The organism is Klebsiella sp. AqSCr (genome assembly GCF_008452795.1).
Classification (GTDB): Bacteria; Pseudomonadota; Gammaproteobacteria; order Enterobacterales; family Enterobacteriaceae; genus Klebsiella; species Klebsiella pneumoniae.
In genome coordinates this window covers 1,012,095-1,030,484 of record NZ_MJDM01000005.1, presented here as the reverse complement: position 1 = coordinate 1,030,484, position 18,390 = coordinate 1,012,095, and the positions used below count along the sequence as shown (strand labels likewise).

Below are 18,390 nucleotides of genomic sequence, written 5' to 3'. Positions count from 1 at the left end.
GATGTCTACAGGGAAAAACGGCGACAGGGAACAGCGGGCCGATTTGTGTAGCAGGTTACATTTATAACCCTTAATGCTAGCGTCGCCGGGCCATAGCGTCTACGTTCAAGTTGTCTGAAATCAAAAAATTAACCTTAATGGCGGTCTTGCTTTAACTATTACTCCAAAAGGGGAGCCTCTCTTTTATTGATTACGCGCATCCTGTATGATGCACTCAGACTAACCTTAGCAACGCTGGTACTACTCCCTCACAATGACCCTTTTAGCTCTTGGCATCAATCACAAAACAGCTCCGGTCGCCCTGCGAGAACGCGTCACGTTTTCGCCGGAAACGCTCGATAAGGCGCTGGAGAGCTTGCTGGCTCAGCCGATGGTGCAGGGTGGGGTGGTGCTGTCGACCTGCAACCGCACGGAACTCTATCTCAGCGTCGAAGAGCAGGATAACCTGCAGGAAGCGCTGATCCGCTGGCTGTGCAACTACCACGGCCTCAACGAAGAAGACCTGCGAAAAAGCCTTTACTGGCATCAGGGTAATGACGCCGTCAGCCATCTGATGCGCGTCGCCAGCGGCCTCGATTCGCTGGTGCTGGGCGAGCCGCAGATCCTCGGCCAGGTGAAAAAAGCCTTCGCCGACTCCAGCCGCGGCCATCTTAACGTCAGCGAGCTGGAGCGGATGTTCCAGAAATCCTTTTCAGTGGCTAAGCGCGTGCGTACCGAAACCGATATCGGCGCCAGCGCGGTCTCTGTGGCTTTCGCCGCCTGTACCCTGGCGCGGCAAATCTTTGAATCGCTCTCCAGCGTCACCGTGTTACTGGTCGGCGCCGGTGAAACCATTGAGCTGGTAGCGCGCCATCTTCGCGAACATCACGTGCGCAAAATGGTGATCGCCAACCGCACCCGTGAACGCGCCCAGGCGCTGGCGGAGGAAGTGGGCGCCGAGGTGATAGCCCTCAGCGATATCGACGAACGGCTGAAAGAGGCCGACATCATTATCAGCTCCACCGCCAGCCCGCTGCCGATCATCGGCAAAGGCATGGTGGAGCGTGCGCTTAAGGCGCGGCGTAACCAGCCGATGCTGCTGGTGGATATCGCCGTCCCGCGCGACGTTGAACCAGAGGTCGGCAAACTGGCTAACGCCTACCTCTACAGCGTCGACGATTTGCAAAACATCATTCAGCATAACCTGGCGCAGCGTAAGGCTGCCGCGGTGCAGGCGGAATCGATCGTCGAGCAGGAAACCAGCGAATTTATGGCCTGGCTGCGCGCGCAGAGCGCCAGCGAGACCATTCGCGAATACCGTTCTCAGTCTGAGCAGGTCCGTGAGGAGCTGACGGCGAAAGCGCTGGCCGCGCTGGAGCAGGGCGGTGATGCCCAGGAAATTATGCAGGATCTGGCGCGCAAGCTCACTAACCGCCTGATCCACGCGCCAACCAAATCTCTTCAGCAGGCCGCCCGTGACGGGGACGACGAACGTCTGCATATTCTGCGCAACAGCCTCGGGCTGGAATAGCGCACCTTTCTCTTATTTTCAGGACAGGGTGAATTCACGCCTATGAAGTCTTCTATTGTTGCCAAACTGGAAGCGTTGTACGAGCGCCATGAAGAAGTGCAGGCGCTGCTCGGCGATGCCGCGACGATTGCCGATCAGGATAAATTCCGCGCGCTGTCGCGGGAGTATGCTCAACTGAGCGATGTGGCGCGCTGCTATACCGACTGGCGTCAGGTGCAGGAGGATATTGAAACCGCGCAGATGATGCTCGACGATCCGGAAATGCGCGAAATGGCGCAGGAAGAGCTGCGTGACGCCAAAGAAAAAGGCGACCAGCTGGAGCAACAGCTGCAGGTTCTCCTCCTGCCGAAAGATCCTGATGACGAGCGTAACGCCTTCGTGGAAGTGCGCGCCGGGACCGGCGGCGACGAAGCAGCGCTGTTTGCCGGCGATCTATTCCGCATGTACACCCGTTACGCAGAATCGCGCCGCTGGCAGGTAGAGATCCTCAGCGCCAACGAAGGTGAGCACGGCGGCTTTAAAGAGGTGATCGCCAAGATCAGCGGTGACGGCGTCTATGGTCGGCTCAAATTTGAATCCGGCGGCCATCGCGTGCAGCGTGTGCCGGCCACCGAATCGCAGGGGCGGATCCACACCTCCGCCTGTACGGTGGCGGTGATGCCGGAGCTGCCGGAAGCCGAAATGCCGGACATTAACCCGGCAGATCTGCGCATCGATACCTTCCGTTCCTCCGGGGCAGGCGGTCAGCACGTTAACACCACCGACTCGGCTATCCGCATTACCCACCTGCCCACCGGCATCGTGGTGGAGTGCCAGGACGAGCGTTCTCAGCATAAAAACAAAGCCAAGGCGCTGTCGGTGCTGGGCGCGCGCATTCGCGCCGCCGAAGTGGCCAAACGTCAGCAGGCGGAAGCCTCCACGCGCCGCAACCTGCTGGGCAGCGGCGACCGCAGCGACCGCAATCGCACCTATAACTTCCCGCAGGGCCGCGTGACCGACCACCGCATCAACCTGACGCTCTACCGTCTGGATGAGGCGATGGAGGGCAAACTCGACATGCTGATTGAGCCGATTGTCCAGGAACATCAGGCCGATCAGCTGGCGGCGCTGTCCGAGCAGGAATGATGACCTTTCAGGCCTGGCTGCATCAGGCGATCGCCCGCCTGGCGGAGAGCGACAGCCCACGACGCGACGCCGAGATCCTGCTGGGACACGTTACCGGCCGGGCGCGAACCTGGATTTTGGCCTTCGGTGAAACGACGCTCTCTGCTGACGAGGCGGCGAGGCTGGAGGCGCTCCTGGTGCGACGCCAGCGCGGGGAACCTATTGCTCATCTGGTCGGGCAGCGCGAGTTTTGGTCGCTGCCGCTGTTCGTCTCCCCGGCGACGCTGATCCCCCGCCCGGATACCGAATGTCTGGTAGAGCAGGCGCTGGCGCGTCTGCCAACCGCGCCGTGCCGTATTCTCGACCTCGGCACCGGGACCGGCGCCATTGCCCTGGCGCTGGCCAGCGAACGTCCGGACTGTGAGGTCACCGCGGTGGACGTGATGCCGGACGCCGTGGCGCTGGCGTTGCGCAATGCCGAACATCTGGGCATCGCTAACGTGACGATAAGTCAAAGCGACTGGTTTAGCGCGCTGGACGGGCAGCGCTTCGCCACGATCGTCAGCAATCCCCCCTATATCGACGCCGCCGACCCGCATCTCGCCGAAGGCGATGTGCGCTTTGAGCCGTTGACGGCGCTGGTCGCAGGCGACCAGGGGCTGGCCGATCTGGCGCATATCATCCGCGAGGGACGGCAGTATCTGCAGCCCGGCGGTTGGATGCTGCTGGAGCATGGCTGGACTCAGGGCGAGGCGGTTCGCGCGCTGTTCCGCGAAGCGGGCTATCTGGACGTCGCGACCTGTCGCGACTATGGCGACAATGAGCGTCTGACCCTCGGACGTTTACCCGACATGGAGAATGTTGGCTGATGAACTTATTCACGGCTGTCCTCTACCTGCACATTGCCACAGTGGCGGTGTCGGTAGGATTGTTCGTTTTACGTTACTGGTGGATGTATCACCAGAGCCCGCTGCTGAACCAGCGGTGGGTGCGAATTGCGCCGCACTGCAGCGATACGCTGCTGTTTCTCAGCGGCGCGGGGTTAATGGCGATAACGCACTACCTGCCGTTCACAGAAGACGGCGCATGGCTGACTGAAAAGCTGTTTGGCGTTATCATTTACATCGCATTAGGTTTTATCGCGTTGGGCCGTCGTCGTCCGCGCAGCCAGCAGAGCCGCTTTATCGCGTTCCTGCTGGCGCTGGTGGTGTTGTTTATCATCATTCAACTCGCCATCACAAGAATACCGATACTGGGGTAGGTCATGGGGTCATTAGCGGATTTCGAATTTAACAAAGCGCCATTGTGTGATGGCATGGTCCTCATTTCTGAACAGGTCCGCGACGATTTTCCGTCGCGTTTTGTCGAGGAAGAGCTGCAGCGATTGCTGCGCCTCGCGCAGGAGGAGATTGCGCCGTCGTGGGACCAGGAGCGCCAGATAGAACGATTGCTGGAGCTGTTTTATGACGAGTGGGGCTTTGGCGCCTCGCAGGGCGTGTATCGTCTTTCCGACGCGCTATGGCTGGATAAAGTGCTGGTTAACCGCCAGGGGAGCGCGGTGTCGTTAGGCGCGATCCTGCTGTGGATCGCCCAGCGCCTGGCGCTGCCGGTGGTGCCGGTGATCTTCCCGACCCAGATGCTGCTGCGTGCGGACCCGGAAACCAGCGAAGAGATGTGGCTGATTAATCCGTTTAACGGCGAGACCCTCGACGAGCATACCCTGGAGGTATGGCTGAAGGGCAACATCGGGCCGGTGGCGGAACTGTTTAATGAAGATCTCGACGAAGCGGATAACGCCGAGGTGATCCGCAAGCTGCTGGACACCCTGAAGTCGGCGCTGATGGAAGAGCGGCAGATGGAGCTGGCCCTGCGCGCCAGCGAAGCGCTGCTGCAGTTTAATCCGGAAGATCCGTATGAGATCCGCGACCGGGGGCTGATATACGCCCAGCTGGACTGCGATCACGTGGCGCTGTTGGATCTGAGCTATTTCGTTGAGCAGTGCCCGGAGGATCCGATCAGCGAGATGATCCGCGCGCAGATCAACACGATTTCGCATAAACAAATTACATTGCATTAGTCTGGAACCATTCCGGTTACACCCTGATAAGGCGAACTTATGAAACAAAAAGTGGTTAGCATTGGTGATATCAACGTAGCGAACGACCTGCCGTTCGTGCTGTTCGGCGGGATGAACGTGCTGGAGTCGCGCGACCTGGCGATGCGTATCTGCGAACATTATGTCACCGTTACGCAGAAGCTTGGTATTCCCTACGTCTTCAAAGCCTCCTTTGATAAAGCCAACCGTTCCTCCATCCACTCCTATCGTGGGCCGGGTCTGGAAGAAGGGATGAAGATTTTCCAGGAGCTGAAGCAGACCTTTGGCGTGAAAATCATCACCGACGTTCATGAAGCCAGCCAGGCGCAGCCGGTAGCTGACGTGGTGGACGTGATCCAGCTTCCGGCTTTCCTCGCGCGCCAGACTGACCTGGTGGAAGCGATGGCGAAGACCGGGGCGGTGATCAACGTCAAGAAGCCGCAGTTTGTCAGCCCGGGTCAGATGGGCAACATCGTCGATAAGTTTATCGAAGGGGGTAACGACAAAGTAATCCTCTGCGACCGCGGCGCGAACTTCGGTTACGACAACCTGGTCGTGGATATGCTCGGCTTCGGCGTGATGAAGAAAGCCTCCAACAACTCGCCGGTCATTTTCGACGTCACCCACGCGCTGCAGTGCCGCGACCCGTTTGGCGCAGCCTCCGGCGGTCGTCGTGCGCAGGTGAGCGAGCTGGCCCGCGCCGGTATGGCGGTAGGTATCGCCGGTCTGTTTATTGAAGCGCATCCGGATCCGGACCACGCGAAATGCGACGGCCCGTCCGCGCTGCCGCTGGATAAACTGGAGCCGTTCCTCAAACAGATGAAAGCGATTGACGATCTGGTGAAAAGCTTCGACGAGCTGGATACCAGCAAGTAAGCCTGACTGCATCAGTAAAAAAGCCTGCCGGCGTCAAAACCGGCAGGCTTTTTTTCGCCCGGACTCCGCCGGGTGGGAAAGCGGGGTCAGGCGAAAATGGTCATCAGATAGGCGGCGAACAGCGCCATGTGGGCCGCGCCGTTCAGCACATTGGTGCGTCCGGTGGAGAAGGAGATATGGCACAGCACCAGCGAGGCGACCATCACCACCATCTCCGGGGCGCCAAGGCCAAAGCGCAGCTCATTGCCGGTCAGGAAGGCGATGAGGGTGACCACCGGGACCGTCAGCGATATGGTGGCCAGCACGGAGCCGAAAAACAGATTCATCGCCCGCTGAACCTGATTGTTGAGCACCGCTTTCAGGGCGCCAAGGCCTTCCGGCGACAGGATCAGCAGAGCCACCAGGAAGCCTGTAAAGGCCACCGGGGCATTCATGCTGGTCAACAGCGTTTCCAGCGGGTTAGCGTTCATTTTGGTAACCGCGATCACTGCCACCAGGTGCACCAGCAGCCAGGCGGTATGCCACCCGCTGCTGTGGGCGGACGGTTTACCGTGGTGCGGGTCGTCATCGTCGCTGTCGTCTTCATGCTCATAAACAAACAGGCTCTGATGGGTTTTGGTCTGAATAAGCAGGAAAACGCCGTACATGGCCGCCGAAATTACCGCCACCAGCAGCGATTGCCCGGTGCTGAAGTTCGCGCCCGGCAGCGCCATCGGAAAGACCAGCACGATAATCGCTAGCGGAAACAGGGCGATAAGATACTGCTTAATGCCGAACAGATTCATATATTGGGTGGCGAATTTACGCCCGCCCAGCAGCAGAGAGAAACCGACCAGACCGCCGGTGACGATCATAATAATGGAGTAGAGGGTATCCCGCATCAAGGTCGGCGCGGCGTCGCCGGTGGCCATTAAGGCAGAGATCAAACTGACCTCAAGGATAACCACCGACAGGCTTAAAATCAGGGAGCCATAGGGTTCGCCCAGGCGGTGGGCGAGGACGTCGGCGTGGCGGACCACGCTGAAGGCGCTGCTCAAAATGCCGACCAGTGCGAGGATATTGATCGCGATAACCACTGGCAGTGACTGGCTGCTGCCCCAGAAAAACAGCACCGCCAGCGCCAGCACCGGAAAGACGAGGGAAGACTCCTTATGGCGGGTTTTTACCGCCTCATGTGCATGGGTCATGAACCATCTCCATTTATGCAGGTGTTATAATTATAAAAACGTAGGGCGGTAAAGTAACAGATCTTGCTAAATTACCGCTGGTTTTTTACTTAAATTTACGGGTATCGAGGGATATCTTGATTAGTTTATTATAATTTATGTTTACTTATATTTAGTTCTTATTATTCAGATAATTACTAAAATAATTTTTCTACTCATTTTGACCTTGATAGCCAGCCGACTGCGTACCAGACTTAAACTTAATGCTCAAACAGGAGGTCAGTATGCCCTATCGCAGTAAACAAGAACTCCCCGACAGCGTTCAGCATGTACTGCCTGCCCATGCGCAGGAAATTTATAAAGAAGCGTTTAACAGCGCCTGGGATCAATATAAAGATAAAGACGAGCGGCGCGATGACGCCAGCCGCGAAGAGACGGCGCACAAAGTCGCCTGGGCGGCGGTGAAGAACAGCTATGAGAAAGGCGATGATGATAAGTGGCATAAGAAAAAATAATCGCTGACGCCGCTTTTTCGCTTGCCAGCGCCCCGCTGATTGCTTATTGAAAGATAAAGCTGGATAATATTTCAGCAATATTGACGGATGCATGAGACGAACGCCGGGAAGCGGGCAGTGGCGGAGGTAGTAAACAGTGTTAACTCGTGATTTCTTAATGAATGCGGATTGTAAGACAGCGTTTGGCGCTATTGAGGAATCGCTACTCTGGTCGGCAGAACAACGTGCAGCCTCGCTGGCGGCGACGCTGGCCTGCCGCCCGGATGATGGCTCAGTATGGATCTTTGGCTACGGTTCGCTTATCTGGAACCCGGCGCTCAATTATCGCGAGTCCTGCACCGGCACGCTGCCGGGCTGGCACCGCGCGTTTTGCCTGCGGTTGACCGCCGGGCGCGGTAGTGCCTGCCAGCCGGGACGCATGCTGGCTCTCAAAGAGGGCGGCCGAACCACCGGCGTCGCCTATCGTCTGCCTGACGACACGCTGGAGGAGGAGCTGACCCTGCTGTGGAAGCGGGAGATGATCACCGGCTGCTATCTGCCCACCTGGTGCAAGCTGGAGCTGGACGACGGACGGACGGTGAATGCCCTGGTGTTTATTATGGATCCGCGCCATCCACTGTTTGAACCGGATACCAGTGCCCAGGTTATCGCCCCGCTGATCGCCCGGGCCAGCGGGCCGCTCGGCACCAACGCCCAGTATCTGTTTTCGCTTGAGCAGGCGCTGCGCAAGCTGGGCATGCACGATGCCAGTCTCGATGACCTGGTGGCCAGCGTCCGCGCGCTGTTGGGCGAGAGTCCGACGCCGGGCCTGGCCTGAGCGCGCGCAAAAGAAAACGCCCGGCATGACCGGGCGTCCGATTGCTGACCAGTAAGGAAAAAGCGTGGTTTTTCCTTACTGGTGGTTATCAGCCGAAAATCAATAAATTGATTTTCCTTGTTATTTTTCTGGTGCAATCTGCAAGTACAATGATTGCATGAGGTTTGTCATGAATCCCACGCCCGGCATGACCGGGCGTGTGTTCTGGCAGTGACGGTCAGGCCGGCACGTAGCTGATGGAGTGCTCCAGCGACTGGCTGTGACTGTCGATAAGCACGTTCCAGGTGCCGCTGTAGGGCACCGTCAGATAGGCGCTGTCCCGATCCTGCACGCTCAGAATATCCGCATGACTGTCGCCCGGGACCTTCGCGCTCATCAGATGAATATGGCAGCGCTCTGAGCACCGCACCACCAGCGTGTCACCACCAAATAACGTCAAACTTGCTTTAACCATCGCCATTTTATACCCCGTTTCTGTCCCGCTACAGCATCCTGCCCACCCAGTCCTCGCGTGATATTGTTCACACTTTGCTCTGTGCATCACACCAAACGGCGCGGGTCGGGATGCTGATTTTGATCAAAAAAAGGGATAAAGATTAAACAAAAATGACGTTGTTCCTGAAAGCATTCAGCTAACGTTTTTTTTACCTCTGCAGGCGGCGAAACCTGATATTTCCTGCCGTTTGGCGCCCCAGATTCAGAAGGTCAGCACTTTATCTGCCGCCAGGGTCCACTGGGCCAGCTCAACGAGAGTGCCAACCTCCACGCCGTCAACCAGCGGCAGTGCGCTGACCCCGCGGCCGTCCGCGCAGGTTTTACACAGCTTCACGGGAACCTGCTGGGCGGTGAGGATCTCCAGCATCTGCTGCACATTATACCCTTCTGCCGGCTTCTGCCCCCGCAGCCCGGCGGTGACGGCGTCGGACATCAGAAACAGCTTGAGATCGAGGTCGGACTGCTGCTCGCGCAGGGCAATGGCCAGGCGCAGGCTGTTGAACAGGGATTCGCTGCCGTAGGCGGCGCCGTTGGCGATGATCACAATACGTTGCATACAAACTCCTTCTTAAAGGCACGGTTATTGCTTTAGGCAGTATAAAGCTTTAACCCGGAGGAGGGGTATGAATAATACGACTGGTCATGCGCACGATGCGACGGCCTGGCTGCAGCTGGCGCGTCGCCTGCAAAAACAACAGCTTCAGCAGCTTAGCCAACTGGGGGAACTGGCCAGCCAGCTCAGCGCGCTGGTGCATATGCTGCAGTGTGAGCGCGGGGCGTCAAATATCTATCTTTGCTCGGGCGGCTTGCTGTATACAGCGGAGTGTCGGGCGGGAGGGGCGCTGGTTGACGAGCGGCTAGCCCTGTTTTATGCCAGCCTCGAACGGGCGCGCGCGGTAGCCGGCAGCGCGCTGTGCTGGCGTATCGCCAGAGCGGTTGACGAGCTGGCGCAGCTCCCGGCGCTACGCGCGCAGATCGGCCGCCGGCAAATTGCTGCTGAAGCCGCGACGGAGCAGTTCAGCCGCGTCATCCGCCATCTGCTGAACATCGCCCCGCAGCTCAATGACAGCATTGACGATCCGCCGGTGGCTGGTCGGATGGTCGCCCTGTACAGCTTTATGCAGGGAAAAGAGCTGGTGGGCCAGGAGCGCGCGCTGGGAGCATTGGGCTTTACCCGCGGCGAGTTCAGCGACAGCCTGCGCCAGCAGCTGGTGGACCGTATTGACGGTCAGCAGCCCTGCTTCGACAGCTTTCAGGCGCTGGGCAGCCCGGCGACCGTCCAGTTGTTCAGAACCCAGTGCCACGCCGGTCTGGATATTGAACAGCTGCGGCGGATCGCCTGTACCCGCCAGCCGGCTGCCGACGGCGGGGAAACGGCGCTGCGCTGGTTTGGCCTGCAAACCCAACGGCTTGAGCAATTGCGCGAAGTGGAAGAGCAACTGATCGACGATCTGCTGGATGCCACCTACGCGCTGTTAGCAGACGACGCGCCTGGCTGGCAGGCCGGAGAGGAAGACGATAGCGTGATGCCACGGCTCGATAAACAGCTACTGCCGCTGGTGCGCCAGCAGGCCTATGAGCTGCAGCAGCTCTCCAGCCAGCTGGCCTCGCTGAAAGACGCGCTCGAAGAGCGCAAGCTGATCGAAAAAGCGAAAAGTCTGCTGATGACGCACCAGGGAATGCAGGAGGAGCAGGCCTGGCAGACGCTGCGCAAGATGGCCATGGACAAAAATCAGCGCATGGTTGAGATAGCCCGCGCGCTGCTGATGGTGAAGGCGATTTGGCTGCTAACACCAAAGGAGTAGATGCACAATCGATGGGCATTCTTTGCCTGTCGGCGGTGCACTTTTAGGTGAAAAACCGGCCAGCGTTGGGAAAAAGCCCGCCAGCGCGCTATTGCCAAAGCTGGCATCCCGTTTGCATTACTTATTAAGTGAATAAAAGTCCGGGCAACGAACCAATGGCGGTTCGGGTGTCCGTGGATAAAGGCGTCCTGCAGTGCGTATGCACTGTCGGGCGCTTTTTTTTTGCGCATGGTGGAGCGGATATGGGCGACAAATTTTCAATTTCCCGGCGGCGCTTGCTGCAGGCAGGGGCCGCGCTGGGCGGCGCGATGCTGCTGCCGGGCGTGATGCAGGCCGCCTGGGCCGGCGGCTCGGACAAACCGGAGCAAACCCGCGTGCGGGTCGGATTTATTCCGCTGACCGATTGCGCGCCGCTGGCCATCGCCGCGGCGAAGGGGTTTGACCAAAAATATGGCATCACCCTGGTGGCGAGTAAGGAAGCCAGCTGGGCGGCGGTGCGCGACAAGCTGGTGGCCGGCGAGCTCGACGCGGCGCATATTCTCTATGGCCTGCTGTACGGCCTCGAACTGGGGATCGCCAGCAAGCCGCAGGCGATGGCCAATTTGATGACCCTCAACCGCAATGGCCAGGCGATTACCCTCTCCAGCGAGCTGCAGGAGAAAGGGGTGACCGACCTCGGCGGGCTGAAGCGGCTGATCGACCGCAGCGCGCCGGGCAGTTACACCTTCGCCCATACCTTTCCTACCGGCACCCATGCCATGTGGCTTTACTACTGGCTGGCGAGCGCCGGCATCGATCCCTTCAACGATGTGCGCACCGTCGTGGTGCCGCCGCCGCAGATGGTGATGAACATGCGCATCGGCAATATGAGCGGCTTTTGCGTCGGCGAGCCATGGAACGCCCGCGCCATTAACGACCGTATCGGCTTCACCGCGGCCACTTCCCAGGATATCTGGCCCGAGCATCCGGAAAAGGTGCTGGGCACCCGTCGCGACTGGGTGGAACGCAACCCGAACACCGCCCGCGCGCTGGTGGCGGCCCTGATGGAGGCGCAGCGCTGGATCGCCGCCTCGCCGGAGAACACCCGGGAGACGGCCCGCCTGCTCGCCAGACGCGGCTGGCTCAATACCAAGGAGCAATACCTCACCGGCCGGATGCTTGGAGAGTATGACAACGGCCTTGGCCGCCGCTGGCAGGATGCCCATCCGATGCGCTTCTGGGCCGGGGGCGAGGTGAGTTTCCCGTGGCTGTCGGACGGGATGTGGTTCCTCACCCAGTTCCGCCGCTGGGGGTTGCTGAAGCAGGCTCCGGATTACCTCGCGGTGGCGTCGCGCATTAACCGCATCGATGTCTGGCAGGCTGCCGCCCAGGCGGTAGGAGGGATCAGCGCGCCGGCAGCCAGGATGCGCAGCAGCACACTAATGGACGGGACGGTCTGGAACGGGTCCGACCCGGAAGGCTACGCCCGCCATTTCTCTATTCAACGTAAGGGGGCATGAGATGAAGCAGGCACAACGTAAGCAACCGGTCGTCAGCGTGGACAACGCGCCTGGCGAAGTGATTATCCTGCCGCCGGTGCAGGTCCGGCGCACCACGCCGACCGTCACGCGCTGGCTGCGTGAGCTCACCCAGCGCCTGCTGCCCCCGCTGTTGGGGCTGGGAGTGCTGCTGCTGGCCTGGCAGCTGGCGGCGATGCATAGCAAAGGCTTTCCCACGCCGCTGAGCACGCTGGACTCGGCGCTGACCCTGTTTGCCGATCCGTTCTATCAGGACGGGCCCAATGACATGGGCATCGGCTGGAACGTGCTGGCCTCCCTGCAGCGCGTGGCGGTGGGCTTCGGCCTGGCGGCGCTGGCGGGCATTCCGCTGGGGTTTTTGATCGGCCGTTCGCTGTTCTTCGCCCGCATGTTTAATCCGCTGATTGCTCTGCTGCGCCCGGTCAGCCCGCTGGCCTGGCTGCCAATTGGCCTGCTGCTGTTCCAGAAGGCGGAGCCGGCTTCCAGCTGGACCATTTTTATCTGCTCCATCTGGCCGATGGTGATCAACACCGCGGAGGGTGTGCGGCGGATCCCGCAGGACTATCTCAACGTCGCCCGCGTCCTCCAGCTCTCGGAGTGGACGGTGATGCGCAAAATCCTCTTTCCGGCGGTGCTGCCGGCGGTGCTTACCGGCGTGCGCCTCTCCATCGGCATCGCCTGGCTGGTGATCGTGGCGGCGGAAATGCTTACCGGCGGGCTGGGGATCGGCTTCTGGATCTGGAACGAGTGGAACAACCTCAATGTGGAAAACATCATCATCGCCATCGTCATTATCGGCGTCGTCGGCCTGCTGCTGGAGCAGGGCCTGATGCTGCTCGCTCGCCGCTTTAGCTGGCAGGAAAAATAAGGAGCCAACATGAAACCATTAATTCAGGTGCAGGCCGTCAGCCAACGCTTCAACACCGCCAGCGGCGAGTTCCTGGCGCTGCAGAATGTCTCCTTCGATATCGTCGAAGGGGAGACCATTAGCCTGATCGGCCACTCGGGTTGCGGAAAATCGACCCTGCTGAACCTGATCGCCGGGATCACCACCCCTACCGAGGGCGGACTACTGTGTGATAACCGGGAAATCGCCGGTCCCGGGCCGGAGCGGGCGGTGGTTTTCCAGAACCACTCGCTGCTGCCGTGGCTGAGCTGTTTCGACAATGTGGCGCTGGCGGTGGATCAGGTGTTCCGTCGCACCATGAGCAAGAGTGAGCGCCGGGAGTGGATCGAACACAACCTGGCGCGCGTACAGATGGGTCATGCGCTGCACAAACGTCCCGGGGAGATCTCCGGCGGCATGAAGCAGCGGGTGGGTATCGCCCGGGCGCTGGCGATGAAGCCGAAAGTGCTGCTGCTTGATGAGCCCTTCGGCGCCCTGGATGCGCTGACCCGCGCCCACCTCCAGGACACGGTGATGCATATCCAGCAGGAGCTCAATACCACCATCGTCATGATCACCCACGACGTTGATGAAGCGGTGCTGCTCTCGGATCGGGTACTGATGATGACCAACGGTCCGGCGGCGACGGTCGGCGAGATCCTCGCGGTCGATCTGCCGCGTCCGCGCCACCGCGTTCAGCTGGCGGACGACAGCCGGTATCACCATCTGCGCCAGCAGATCCTCCATTTCCTGTATGAAAAACAGCCGAAAGCGGCGTAAGGAGGCGGTCATGACGCGGCGACTGGTGGTGATCGGTAACGGCATGGCGGCCACCCGGCTGGTGCAGCGGCTGGTTGAGCGCGACCCCGCGCGGTTTGCCATTACCGTCGTCGGCGACGAGCCGCACCCGGCCTATAACCGCATTCAGCTCTCGCCGCTGCTGGCAGGTGAAAAAACGGCGGCGCAGATCCCGTTGCTGCCGGCGGAGTGGTACACCCGGCACGGGGTGTGCCTGCGGTCTGGCGAGGCGGTCGATGAAGTCGATATTCAGCAACGGCGGCTGCGCATCGCGGAAACCTGGCTGCCGTGGGATGAGCTGGTGTTCGCCACCGGTTCGCGGCCCTTTATCCCGCCGCTGCAGGGCATTGATCGTCCGCAGGTTATGCCCTTCCGCACTCTGGCGGACGTGGAACGTATTCTGGCGATACCCGGCCCGGCGGTGGTGATTGGCGGTGGCGTGCTGGGGGTGGAAGCGGCGGCGGCGCTGCGTCGTCACGGCGGAGAGGTCACTCTTCTGCATCGCGGCAGCGGATTAATGGCGCCGCTGACCGACGCTTTTGCCGCCGATGAGCTCAGGCAGCAGCTTGAAGCGCGCGGCATTCGCTGCGTGCTGGAGTGCCGCATCGCCGCCATCGACGCCGATGGCGTGCGGCTGGCGGACGGGCGCGTATTCCGCGCCGCCAGAGTGGTGCTGGCTACCGGCGTGCAGCCCGACAGCCGTCTGGCGGCGCAGTCCGGCGTGCTGTGCCAGCGGGGGATCGTGGTCGACCGTCAGATGGCCTCCTCGCTGCCGGGGATCAGCGCCATCGGCGAATGTTGCGAAATTGACGGCCAGACCTGGGGGCTGGTGGCTCCCTGCCTGCGTCAGGCCGAGGTGCTGGCGGATCGCCTGTGCGGCGCCCCCGGCGAGGGCTTTGTCTGGCAGGACGCCGGGACCCGCCTGAAGGTCACCGGCATTGAACTCTTTAGCGCTGGCGAGCAGCAGGCCGGCGAACAGGATGACATTTATACCAGCTGGGACCCCATCGACCGCCACTATCGCCGCCTGCTGCTGCGCGATGGCCGCCTGCGCGGCGTGCTGCTGATGGGCGACTGCACCGCCGCCGCCGCGCTCACCGCGCGCCTGGAAAGCGATGAGCCTGCCACCGTGGACTGGCTTTTTGACCCCTCTTCAACGCAGCCGCAGGCTGCAGGAATAATGACGATGACGAAACCTGTATTAGTGCTGGTGGGACATGGCATGGTCGGCCACCATTTTCTCGAACAATGCGTGAGCCGCAATCTGCATCAGCAATATCGAATCGTGGTGTTTGGCGAAGAGCGTTACCCCGCCTACGACCGGGTACATCTCTCCGAGTATTTTGCCGGACGCAGCGCCGAGTCGCTGTCGCTGGCGGCCGGGGACTTCTTTATTGAACACGGTATTGAACTCCGCCTCGGCGAGGCGGTGGCGACCATCGACCGCGAAGCACGGCTGGTACGGGACGCCGAGGGGCATGAAATCCACTGGGATAAACTGGTGCTGGCGACCGGCTCGTATCCCTTTGTTCCGCCAATCCCCGGTAACGATCTCGCGGGGTGCTTTGTCTACCGCACTCTTGACGATCTCGACCGTATCGCCGCCCATGCCGCCGCGGCGAAGAGCGGGGTGGTTATCGGCGGCGGGCTGCTCGGGCTGGAGGCGGCCAACGCCCTGAAACAGCTGGGGCTGGAGACGCAGGTGGTGGAGTTTGCCCCGAACCTGATGGCCGTCCAGCTGGATAACGGCGGGGCGGCGATGCTCCGGGAGAAGATCGTCGCCCTCGGCGTGGGGGTGCATACCAGCAAAGCGACCACCGCCATCGTGCGCGAGGCCGACGGCCTGCGGCTGAACTTTGCCGACGGCGGCGCGTTGCGGACCGACATGGTGGTCTTCTCGGCGGGGATCCGCCCGCAGGACGCGCTGGCCCGCGACTGCGCGCTGCAGGTGGGCGAACGCGGGGGAATTCACATCGACGGCCAGTGCCGCACCTCTGACCCGGACGTGCTGGCGATAGGCGAATGTGCCCTGTGGGACAATAAAATTTACGGTCTGGTGGCGCCGGGCTATCAGATGGCGCGCATCGCCGCGGCCACTCTCGCAGGAGAGGACGCCTGCTTTAGCGGCGCCGACATGAGCACCAAACTGAAGCTGCTGGGGGTCGACGTGGCCTCGTTTGGCGATGCGCAGGGGCGCACGCCGGGCTGTCAGAGCTATCAATGGACCGACGGTCCGCAGCAGATTTACAAAAAAATCGTCGTCAGTCAGGACGGCAAAGCCCTGCTTGGCGGCGTGCTGGTGGGGGACGCCAGCGACTATGCCACGCTGCTGCAGATGATGCTGAACGGCATGGCGCTGCCGCCGCGTCCGGAGAGTCTGATCCTGCCCGCGCTGGAGGGAGCCGCGCCGAAGGCGCTCGGCGTCGCGGCGCTGCCGGACAGCGCGCCGATCTGCTCCTGCCATAACGTCAGCAAAGGCGATATCTGCCAGGCGGTGAACAATGGGGCGGGGGATATGTCGGCGATAAAAAGCTGCACCAGAGCGGCTACCGGCTGCGGCGGCTGCAGCGCGCTGGTGAAACAGGTGATAGAGTATCAGCTGGCGGAGCAGGGCGTCGAAGTGAAAAAAGACGTCTGCGAACATTTCCCGTGGTCGCGCCAGGAGATCTACCACCTGGTGCGGGTTAACCATATCCATACCTTCGAGCAGTTGATTAGCCGCTACGGCCAGGGGCACGGCTGCGATGTCTGCAAACCGCTGGTGGCCTCGGTGCTGGCCTCCTGCTGGAACGAGTACCTGCTGAAGCCGGCGCACCTGCCGCTGCAGGATACCAACGACCGCTATTTCGCCAATATCCAGAAGGACGGGAGCTATTCGGTGGTGCCGCGGATGGCGGCAGGGGAAGTGACGCCGGACGGACTGATCGCCATCGGGCAGATCGCCAAACGTTACCAGCTCTACAGCAAAGTGACCGGCGGCCAGCGCATCGACCTGTTTGGCGCGCGGCTGGAACAGCTGCCGGCTATCTGGCGCGAGCTGGCCGACGCCGGGTTTGAAACCGGCCACGCCTACGGCAAGTCGCTGCGCACGGTGAAATCCTGCGTCGGCTCAACCTGGTGTCGCTACGGCGTGCAGGACTCCACCGGGCTCGCGGTACGGCTCGAGCATCGCTATAAAGGGCTACGCGCCCCGCACAAAATCAAGATGGCGGTCTCCGGCTGCACCCGCGAATGCGCTGAAGCCCAGGGGAAAGATATCGGGGTGATTGCCACCGACAAAGGCTGGAATCTGTACGTCTGCGGCAACGGCGGGATGAAACCGCGTCACGCCGACCTGTTTGCCAGCGATCTCGACGAAGCGACGCTGATCCGCAGCATCGATCGTCTGCTGATGTTCTATATCCGTACCGCCGATCGCCTGCAGCGAACCAGCACCTGGATGGATAACCTGGAGGGCGGCGTCACCTATCTGCGGCAGGTGGTGCTGGAGGATAGTCTTGGCATTGGCGAGGAGCTGGAGCAGGAGATGGCCCGGATCGTCGACAGCTACCAGTGCGAGTGGCAGACCACCCTCAACGATCCGCAGCGTCTGGCGCTGTTCCGCTCCTTCGTTAATAGCGACCAGCCCGACGAGGCTGTGCAGCGCCGCGATCTGCGCGGTCAGCCGCAGCCGCTGCTGACTGAGACGTTGCCCGAAGGCGAACTCCCATCCCGACCGTGGCAGGCGGTATGCGACCTTGACGCCATTCCGGCGCAGGCGGGGATCGGCGCCCGCTTAGGGGAGCGGCAGATTGCCCTGTTCCGCTTCGGCGAGCGGGTCTACGCCCTCGACAACCGCGAGCCGGGCAGCGCGGCCAACGTGCTGTCGCGTGGGCTGTTAGGGGACGTCGGCGGCGAGCCGGTGGTGATCTCCCCGCTGTACAAACAGCGGATACGCCTGCGCGACGGCTGGCCGTGCGACGGCGACGAACAGGCGGTACGCGCCTGGCCGGTGAAAGTGGAAAACGGCAAAGTGTGGGTGGGCAACCAGCAGCTGCTGGCCCGCGCGGAGGCCTCCTGATGAAGACCATCCGAACGACCTGCCCCTACTGCGGCGTAGGCTGCGGGGTGCTGGCGAGCGTGGACGACGCGGGGCAGGTGAGCGTGCGCGGCGACGATCAGCACCCGGCGAACCTCGGCCGTCTGTGCGTCAAAGGGGCCGCCTTAGGGGAGACCACGGGCCTGGCGGGGCGGCTGCTGACGCCGGAGGTCGACGGCCAGCAGGTAGCCTGGCCTCAGGCGCTGGCGGAAACCGCTGCGCGCCTGAGACAGATCATCGACCAGCACGGACCGCAAGCGGTGGCCTTTTACGCCTCCGGCCAGCTGTTAACGGAGGATTACTATGCCGCCAATAAGCTGATGAAAGGGTTTATCGGCGCGGCGAACATCGATACCAATTCACGGCTGTGCATGTCGTCAGCGGTCACTGGCTACAAGCGGGCCTTTGGCGCCGACGTGGTGCCCTGCAGCTACGATGATGTGGAAAACAGCGATCTGGTGGTGCTGGTCGGCTCGAACGCCGCCTGGGCGCATCCGGTGCTGTTCCAGCGGCTGGCGCAGGCGAAGCGGGATAATCCCCGATTGCGGATCGTGGCGATCGACCCCCGACGCACCGCTACCTGCGAGATCGCCGATCGCCATCTGGCGCTGGCCCCAGGAAGCGACGGCGGGTTGTTTGCGGGGCTGCTTAACGCCCTGGCTGAGGCAGGAGCCTGCGTCGATGGCTTTCGCGACGGCCCGCAGGCGCTGGCCGCCGCCCGCAGCCGG

General features: G+C 61.3%; 17 protein-coding genes. 14 read left to right on the top strand and 3 right to left on the bottom strand.

Annotated elements, in window-relative coordinates:
• Window positions 1-253: 253 nt before the first annotated feature.
• The 6 genes from hemA to kdsA are packed head-to-tail and all read left to right on the top strand — an operon-like array spanning window position 254 to window position 5,585.
• Entirely contained in the window at window positions 254-1,510 is a 1,257-nt protein-coding gene (hemA, locus tag BHE81_RS08950; protein ID WP_004891136.1) for a glutamyl-tRNA reductase, read from the top strand.
• 42 nt (window positions 1,511-1,552) lie between these two features.
• Entirely contained in the window at window positions 1,553-2,635 is a 1,083-nt protein-coding gene (gene prfA, locus BHE81_RS08945; RefSeq protein ID WP_002910403.1) for a peptide chain release factor 1, read from the top strand.
• Window positions 2,635-3,483, top strand: coding sequence for a peptide chain release factor N(5)-glutamine methyltransferase (prmC, locus tag BHE81_RS08940; RefSeq protein ID WP_004891138.1), 849 nt, complete (start codon window positions 2,635-2,637; stop codon window positions 3,481-3,483). The genes prfA and prmC overlap by 1 nt, the downstream gene beginning before the upstream one ends.
• The gene (sirB2, locus tag BHE81_RS08935) at window positions 3,483-3,875 is read left to right on the top strand and encodes an invasion regulator SirB2 (RefSeq protein ID WP_004145428.1); all 393 of its coding nucleotides are present in this window, start codon (window positions 3,483-3,485) and stop codon (window positions 3,873-3,875) included. The genes prmC and sirB2 overlap by 1 nt, the downstream gene beginning before the upstream one ends.
• Window positions 3,876-3,878: 3 nt before the next feature.
• Window positions 3,879-4,691, top strand: coding sequence for an invasion regulator SirB1 (gene sirB1 / locus BHE81_RS08930; RefSeq protein ID WP_002910395.1), 813 nt, complete (start codon window positions 3,879-3,881; stop codon window positions 4,689-4,691).
• A gap of 39 nt (window positions 4,692-4,730) precedes the next feature.
• Window positions 4,731-5,585, top strand: coding sequence for a 3-deoxy-8-phosphooctulonate synthase (kdsA, locus tag BHE81_RS08925; protein WP_002910393.1), 855 nt, complete (start codon window positions 4,731-4,733; stop codon window positions 5,583-5,585).
• Between the two features lie 86 nt (window positions 5,586-5,671).
• On the opposite strand, the gene chaA is transcribed toward kdsA, so the two are convergent.
• Window positions 5,672-6,772 (bottom strand): sodium-potassium/proton antiporter ChaA, encoded by a 1,101-nt coding sequence (gene chaA / locus BHE81_RS08920; RefSeq protein ID WP_002910392.1) that lies wholly within the window; start codon window positions 6,770-6,772, stop codon window positions 5,672-5,674.
• Between the two features lie 263 nt (window positions 6,773-7,035).
• On the opposite strand from chaA, the gene chaB reads away from it, so the two are divergent.
• Both chaB and BHE81_RS08910 read left to right on the top strand, forming a co-directional pair.
• Entirely contained in the window at window positions 7,036-7,266 is a 231-nt protein-coding gene (chaB, locus tag BHE81_RS08915; RefSeq protein ID WP_002910389.1) for a putative cation transport regulator ChaB, read from the top strand.
• A 136-nt stretch (window positions 7,267-7,402) separates the two neighbouring features.
• Window positions 7,403-8,083 carry a gamma-glutamylcyclotransferase gene (locus BHE81_RS08910; protein ID WP_004152258.1) on the top strand — a complete coding sequence of 227 codons (681 nt, stop codon included), beginning with the start codon at window positions 7,403-7,405 and terminating at the stop codon, window positions 8,081-8,083.
• 217 nt (window positions 8,084-8,300) lie between these two features.
• On the opposite strand, the gene BHE81_RS08905 is transcribed toward BHE81_RS08910, so the two are convergent.
• Together BHE81_RS08905 and BHE81_RS08900 are read right to left on the bottom strand one after the other, a co-directional pair.
• Entirely contained in the window at window positions 8,301-8,543 is a 243-nt protein-coding gene (locus BHE81_RS08905) for a DUF1883 domain-containing protein (protein ID WP_002910387.1), read from the bottom strand.
• 237 nt (window positions 8,544-8,780) lie between these two features.
• On the bottom strand, window positions 8,781-9,134 hold the full coding sequence (locus BHE81_RS08900) for a DsrE/DsrF/TusD sulfur relay family protein (protein ID WP_002910380.1): 354 nt from the start codon (window positions 9,132-9,134) through the stop codon (window positions 8,781-8,783).
• Between the two features lie 67 nt (window positions 9,135-9,201).
• Between BHE81_RS08900 and nasR the strand changes: the two genes are divergently transcribed.
• The 6 genes from nasR to BHE81_RS28675 form a co-directional block, all read left to right on the top strand.
• On the top strand, window positions 9,202-10,383 hold the full coding sequence (gene nasR / locus BHE81_RS08895; RefSeq protein ID WP_023301804.1) for a nitrate regulatory protein NasR: 1,182 nt from the start codon (window positions 9,202-9,204) through the stop codon (window positions 10,381-10,383).
• 242 nt (window positions 10,384-10,625) lie between these two features.
• Window positions 10,626-11,882: a CmpA/NrtA family ABC transporter substrate-binding protein gene (locus BHE81_RS08890; protein ID WP_004175561.1), complete on the top strand. Its 1,257-nt coding sequence runs from the start codon at window positions 10,626-10,628 to the stop codon at window positions 11,880-11,882.
• 1 nt (window position 11,883) lies between these two features.
• Window positions 11,884-12,768 (top strand): nitrate ABC transporter permease, encoded by an 885-nt coding sequence (gene ntrB, locus BHE81_RS08885; RefSeq protein ID WP_004152255.1) that lies wholly within the window; start codon window positions 11,884-11,886, stop codon window positions 12,766-12,768.
• A 9-nt stretch (window positions 12,769-12,777) separates the two neighbouring features.
• The gene (locus tag BHE81_RS08880) at window positions 12,778-13,566 is read left to right on the top strand and encodes an ABC transporter ATP-binding protein (protein ID WP_004145418.1); all 789 of its coding nucleotides are present in this window, start codon (window positions 12,778-12,780) and stop codon (window positions 13,564-13,566) included.
• 10 nt (window positions 13,567-13,576) lie between these two features.
• The gene (gene nirB / locus BHE81_RS08875) at window positions 13,577-17,644 is read left to right on the top strand and encodes a nitrite reductase large subunit NirB (RefSeq protein WP_023301806.1); all 4,068 of its coding nucleotides are present in this window, start codon (window positions 13,577-13,579) and stop codon (window positions 17,642-17,644) included.
• Window positions 17,644-18,390: molybdopterin-dependent oxidoreductase (locus BHE81_RS28675; protein WP_228268707.1), on the top strand; the 747-nt coding region annotated here is incomplete at its 3' end. The genes nirB and BHE81_RS28675, both read left to right, overlap by 1 nt.

Bases quoted from the DNA above. Each gene is read 5' to 3' on its own strand.
- hemA (WP_004891136.1), top strand. From the start codon at position 254: ATGACCCTTTTAGCTCTTGGCATCAATCACAAAACAGCTCCGGTCGCC.
- prfA (WP_002910403.1), top strand. From the start codon at position 1,553: ATGAAGTCTTCTATTGTTGCCAAACTGGAAGCGTTGTACGAGCGCCAT.
- prmC (WP_004891138.1), top strand. From the start codon at position 2,635: ATGACCTTTCAGGCCTGGCTGCATCAGGCGATCGCCCGCCTGGCGGAG.
- sirB2 (WP_004145428.1), top strand. From the start codon at position 3,483: ATGAACTTATTCACGGCTGTCCTCTACCTGCACATTGCCACAGTGGCG.
- sirB1 (WP_002910395.1), top strand. From the start codon at position 3,879: ATGGGGTCATTAGCGGATTTCGAATTTAACAAAGCGCCATTGTGTGAT.
- kdsA (WP_002910393.1), top strand. From the start codon at position 4,731: ATGAAACAAAAAGTGGTTAGCATTGGTGATATCAACGTAGCGAACGAC.
- chaA (WP_002910392.1), bottom strand. From the start codon at position 6,772: ATGACCCATGCACATGAGGCGGTAAAAACCCGCCATAAGGAGTCTTCC.
- chaB (WP_002910389.1), top strand. From the start codon at position 7,036: ATGCCCTATCGCAGTAAACAAGAACTCCCCGACAGCGTTCAGCATGTA.
- BHE81_RS08905 (WP_002910387.1), bottom strand. From the start codon at position 8,543: ATGGCGATGGTTAAAGCAAGTTTGACGTTATTTGGTGGTGACACGCTG.
- BHE81_RS08900 (WP_002910380.1), bottom strand. From the start codon at position 9,134: ATGCAACGTATTGTGATCATCGCCAACGGCGCCGCCTACGGCAGCGAA.
- nasR (WP_023301804.1), top strand. From the start codon at position 9,202: ATGAATAATACGACTGGTCATGCGCACGATGCGACGGCCTGGCTGCAG.
- BHE81_RS08890 (WP_004175561.1), top strand. From the start codon at position 10,626: ATGGGCGACAAATTTTCAATTTCCCGGCGGCGCTTGCTGCAGGCAGGG.
- ntrB (WP_004152255.1), top strand. From the start codon at position 11,884: ATGAAGCAGGCACAACGTAAGCAACCGGTCGTCAGCGTGGACAACGCG.
- BHE81_RS08880 (WP_004145418.1), top strand. From the start codon at position 12,778: ATGAAACCATTAATTCAGGTGCAGGCCGTCAGCCAACGCTTCAACACC.
- nirB (WP_023301806.1), top strand. From the start codon at position 13,577: ATGACGCGGCGACTGGTGGTGATCGGTAACGGCATGGCGGCCACCCGG.